General features: G+C 67.1%; 4 protein-coding genes. 1 reads left to right on the top strand and 3 read right to left on the bottom strand.

The annotated features are described in order from the left end of the window. Both AC5JJ6_RS40755 and ppsA read right to left on the bottom strand, forming a co-directional pair. Positions 1-607 (bottom strand): P-type ATPase actuator domain-containing protein (locus AC5JJ6_RS40755; protein ID WP_496047527.1); only part of this gene is annotated, 607 nt, incomplete at its 3' end. 26 nt (positions 608-633) lie between these two features. Next, on the bottom strand, positions 634-3,042 hold the full coding sequence (ppsA, locus tag AC5JJ6_RS40750) for a phosphoenolpyruvate synthase (protein WP_496047526.1): 2,409 nt from the start codon (positions 3,040-3,042) through the stop codon (positions 634-636). Positions 3,043-3,201: 159 nt separating this feature from the next. Between ppsA and glgP the strand changes: the two genes are divergently transcribed. Beyond that, positions 3,202-4,890 carry an alpha-glucan family phosphorylase gene (gene glgP / locus AC5JJ6_RS40745; protein ID WP_496047525.1) on the top strand — a complete coding sequence of 563 codons (1,689 nt, stop codon included), beginning with the start codon at positions 3,202-3,204 and terminating at the stop codon, positions 4,888-4,890. 14 nt (positions 4,891-4,904) lie between these two features. Here the strand turns inward: glgP and AC5JJ6_RS40740 are convergent. Next, positions 4,905-5,138: hypothetical protein (locus AC5JJ6_RS40740; RefSeq protein ID WP_496047524.1), on the bottom strand; the 234-nt coding region annotated here is incomplete at its 5' end.

Below are 5,138 nucleotides of genomic sequence, written 5' to 3'. Positions count from 1 at the left end.
CTTTGGCCCCCGCCAGGACGAGGTTGCTCGCCTGAAGGGGATCGGTCTCGTCTGTCGGAGCGGCGTCGCGGAAAACCGCTTCGGCCTCACCCGTTACCGACGCCGCATTGATCCGCAGCCCCTCGGCGTCGATCACCCGCGCGTCCGCCGGCACACGGTCGCCTTTGGCCAGTTGGATGACGTCGCCCGGTACGATGTCCGTCGCGTCGCATACCGAGATGGCGCCATGACGCACCACCTTCACCCGCTGCGGCAGCAGTCGGGCCAGCGACGCGAGTTCCCGCTCCGCCTTATAGTCCTGCCAGAAGCTGAAAAGGCCGTTGATGACGATGACCGAGACGATGGCGACGGCCAGGACACCCATGCCGCCGCCCGGCTCATAGGCCTCCGCCACCAGCGCCAAGGCCGCGGCCAGCCACAGCAGGACGGCGAAGAAATGGGTGAAGCTGCGCAGGAAGCGCTCGACCATGGGCCGGCGCCGGGCCGGCTCCAGGATGTTGCGGCCGAACCCGCCCAGGCGCCGCTTGACCTCCGACTCGGCGAGCCCGGCCTGACCGCTGCGCAGACTGGCCAGAGCCGCCTGCGCCGAAAGCTTCTGGATGCGCATAGGGCGTCCGACAGCCTGGAGCCAGCTTACCCGGCTTCCCTCGGCGTGCGTCCGAGCTGGCGTTCCAGATCCACGATGGCGCGCAGGGTCTTCAAGACGCTGTCCGGCGTCAGGCTGATGCTGTCGATGCCGAGGCGAACCAGGAACTCGGCAACCTCCGGATAGTCCGAGGGCGCCTGTCCGCAGATGCCGCACGGCCGTCCATTCCGTTTGGCGCCCTCGACTGCCTGACGCAGGAAGGCGAGCACGCCGGGATCGCGTTCGTCGAAGTCGAAGGCCACCAGCGGACTGTCGCGGTCCACGCCGAGCGTCAACTGGGTCAGGTCGTTGGAGCCGATCGAGAAGCCGTCGAACAGCTTGGCGAACTCGTCCACCAGCAGCACGTTGTTGGGGATCTCGCACATGACGTAGACCTCGAGCCCGCCTTGGCCGCGTTCCAGCCCATGGCGCGCCATGGCCGCGATCACCCTCTCCGCCTCCTCCAGCCGGCGGCAGAACGGCACCATGACCTTGACGTTGGTCAGCCCCATCGTCTCGCGGACCCGGACGAGAGCCTTGCACTCCAGCGCAAAGCCCTCCTCGTAGGCCGGATGGGCGTAGCGCGCGGCGCCCCGGAACCCCAGCATGGGGTTCTCCTCCACCGGCTCGAACCAGCGCCCGCCGATCAGGGAGGCGTACTCGTTGGTCTTGAAGTCCGACAGGCGGACGATCACCGGGCGCGGATGGAAAGCGGCGGCTATCGTGCCGATGCCTTCCGACAGGCGTTCGACGAAATAGGCGGCGCCGTCCGGGTAATGGCGGATCAGGCGGGCGATATGGTCGCGTTCGGCGGCGTCTTCGACCCGGTCGGGATGGATCAAGGCCATCGGGTGCGCCTTGATGGACTCGATGATGATGAACTCCATCCGCGCCAGGCCGACACCATCGACCGGAAGCCGCGCGGTCTGGAAGGCCTGATCCGGGTTGCCGAGATTGACCATGATGCGTGTTAGTGGGCGCGGCAGCAGGCTCAGATCGACGCGCTCCACCCGGAACGGCACGGCGCCGTCATAGACCATGCCCGTGTCGCCTTCGGCGCAGGACACTGTCACCACCTGTCCTTCCGACAACGCGGAGGTCGCCCGCTCCGCCCCGACCACGGCGGGTATGCCCAGTTCGCGGGCGACGATGGCGGCGTGGCAGGTGCGGCCGCCCCGGTTGGTGACGATGGCCGCCGCCGTCTTCATCACCGGCTCCCAGTCAGGCGTGGTCGTGTCCGCAACCAGCACTTCTCCGGGGCGGAACGCCGAGAGGCGATGGGCGTCCGTCACCACCCGCGCCGGGCCGGACGCGATGCGGGCGCCGACGGCGCGGCCGGTGGCGAGGACCCTGCCCTTGCCTTCCGGAACGAAGCTTTCCATCTCCAGCGCGCTGCCGCGCGACGCGACCGTCTCCGGCCGCGCCTGGACGATGTAGAGGCCGCCGTCCAGCCCGTCCCTCGCCCACTCTATGTCCATCGGCTGGCCGTAATGGTCCTCGATCCGGATCGCGTATTCGGCCAGCCGCAGGACCTCCTCGTCGGACACGCAGAAGCGCTCGCGGTCTGCGTTGGGTGTCGGGACGATCCGCGTCGGCTCCCGCGTGCGACCCGAACGATAGACCATGCGGACCTGCTTCTCGCCCAGGCGCCGCCGCAGCACGGCGCGGCGTCCCTGCCGGAAGGTGGGCTTGTGGACGTAGAACTCGTCGGGATCGACGGCGCCCTGGACGACGGTTTCCCCCAGCCCGTAGGCCCCGGTGATGAAAACCACGTCCCGGAAGCCGGACTCCGTGTCGAGCGTGAACATGACCCCGGCGGCGCCGAGATCGGCGCGCACCATCTTCTGAACACCGACGGAGAGCGCCACCTTGAAGTGGTCGAACCCCTGGTCGAGCCGGTAGGAGATCGCCCGGTCGGTGAACAGCGAAGCATGGCAGCGCCGCACCGCGTCGAGCAGGTCGGCTTCACCGGCCACGTTCAGGTAAGTCTCGTGCTGGCCGGCGAAGCTGGCGGTCGGCAAATCCTCGGCGGTGGCGGAACTGCGGACCGCGACCGTCAGCGTATCGCCGTATTTCGCCAGCAACCCGCGCCACGCGGCGCGCAGTTCGTCCTCCATGCGCGGCGTCAGGCCGGCGGCATAGACGATCTCGCGGGCGCGCGCTCCTGCGCGGGCGAGGCTGGCGACATCGGTCTTGTCGAGACGGTCGAGCAACCCGTGGAGTTCGTCCCAGGCCTTCGCCTCGGTCAAGGCGCCCCGGAAAGCTGCGGCGGTCAGGGCGAAGCCGTCCGGCACCTCGACGCCCAGCGGCTTCAGGTGCCGGTACAACTCGCCGAGGGAGGCATTCTTGCCGCCGACCGACGGCACATCGTCGCGTCCGAGATCGGAGAACCAGCGGATGTACGTCGCGTCCTGCATGGCCGGCTCCTGTTTTTACGATTCCGTGGAGGAGGCGGAGGATAGGAAGAGCGAAAGCAGGCGGCCTTAACCTCGATCAAGCACAGTCCCGAGCCCCTGTTTCAGGTTTCCGGACGAGTTCCCGCCGGACGCGGCGGGGAACAGCCGGGAGAATTCTTCATGATCGATGCCTTTACGCAGCGGAGCCGGATCGCCTATTTCTCGATGGAGATCGCGCTGCGACCGGAGATCCACACCTATGCCGGCGGGCTCGGCATTCTGGCCGGCGACACCGTGCGGTCCTGCGCCGACCTTGAATTGCCGGTGGTCTTCGTGACCCTGGTCAGCCGCGACGGCTATCTCCGGCAAAGCATCGGCGGCGAGGGCGAGCAGATCGAACACGCGGACCCGTGGGAGCCGGAGCGCTGGGCGCGGCCGCTCGGCGCCAAGGTGGCAGTTGCCATCGAAGGCCGCGACGTTTGGGTGCGGCCGTGGCTGTACAGGCACAAGGGCACGCTCGGCTATGAAGTCCCCGTGCTTCTCCTGGATACACTTCTCGACGAGAACGCTCCGCAGGACCGCGACATCTGCCGCAGCCTCTATGGCGGCGACAGCGCGTACCGCCTGAACCAGGAAATCGTGCTCGGCATGGGCGGCTACCGTCTGCTGCGGGCGCTCGGCTTCGAGATCGAGACCTACCACATGAACGAGGGGCACTCGGCCCTGCTGGCATTGGAAATGCTGCACGGCCACCGCCACCTGAACGGCAATACCGCCGGGCACGCCGCCTACGATCCGGAGGTCGCGCGGCAGCACTGCGTGTTCACCACCCACACTCCGGTCGAGGCCGGCCACGACCGCTTTCCGTACGATATGGTGGAAGGAAAGCTGAAAGGCGTCGTCGATATCGCTGCGCTCAGGGCAGTCGCCGGCGGACCGGACCTCAACATGACCCGGCTGGCCCTGAACCTGAGCGGCTACGTCAACGGCGTCGCCAAGCGGCACGCGGAAATCTCGCGCCAGCTTTTTCCCGGCTACCGGGTCCATGCCATCACCAACGGCGTCCATGTCGAGACCTGGACCTGCGGAAGCTTCGCCCAGCTCTACCAGCGGCACTTTCCCAACTGGGGCCACGAGCCGGAAGTTCTGGTACGGGCCGACGGGCTCGACGATGCCGCGGTGTGGGAGGCCCACGGGCGGGCCAAGCTCGCCTTGCTGAACCGGATCGCACAGGAGACCGGAACGTCGTTGTCGCCGGACACGCTCACCCTTGGCTTTGCCCGGCGAATGACCGGATACAAGCGGCTGGACCTGCTGTTCAGCGATCTCGACCGGCTGCGTGCCCTGGCGAAAACTCACCCGTTTCAGATCGTCATCGCCGGCAAGGCGCACCCCCATGACGAGGACGGAAAAAGAGTCATCCAGGCGCTGCACCGCCGGAAAGCCGAACTGGCGGCGGATATCCCGGTCGCTTTCCTGGCCAATTACGACATGGACCTGGCTCGCCTGCTCACCTCCGGGTCCGATGTCTGGCTCAATACGCCGCTGCCGCCGCTGGAGGCGTCAGGGACCAGCGGCATGAAGGCGGCCTTGAACGGCGTTCTGAACCTGGGCGTGCTCGACGGCTGGTGGATGGAGGCCTGCATCGACGGCACTACCGGCTGGGCCATCGGCGATGCCGATCTGGGGACGGCGGATGACGACGCCGAAGACCTCTACCGCAAGCTGGAAGGCGCCGTCCTGCCGCTCTACTACGGGGATCGCGCACGCTGGATCTGGATGATGAAGCAGTCGATCAGCAAGATCGCCAGCTACTTCAACAGCCAGAGGATGATGCGGCGCTACGCGTCGGAGGCTTACCTGAGGTGAAGCCCCCGGCTGCATCAGCGCCGGTCGGCTCTCCGCTCCTCCTGGATGGTAGCGGTCAAGGTGCGCCTCGATCCGTCGCGTTCCACGGTCAGGCTCACCGGCTGACCGACGCGCTTCAGCCCGACATGGTTGCGCAGATCATGACCATGATGAAATCGAAAGTGGCAATAGCCGAAATCGGAGCAGCCGGAACGACGAAATGAAGAGGATCGAATGACCAGACCGTGGCTCGCACTACTTACCGCCGC

The sequence above is a fragment of the Skermanella sp. genome (assembly GCF_059503625.1).
The sequence above is the reverse complement of the archived record's forward strand: the minus strand, read 5'-3'. Positions and strand labels throughout refer to the sequence as shown.

Bases quoted from the DNA above. Each gene is read 5' to 3' on its own strand.
- ppsA (WP_496047526.1), bottom strand. From the start codon at position 3,042: ATGCAGGACGCGACGTACATCCGCTGGTTCTCCGATCTCGGACGCGAC.
- glgP (WP_496047525.1), top strand. From the start codon at position 3,202: ATGATCGATGCCTTTACGCAGCGGAGCCGGATCGCCTATTTCTCGATG.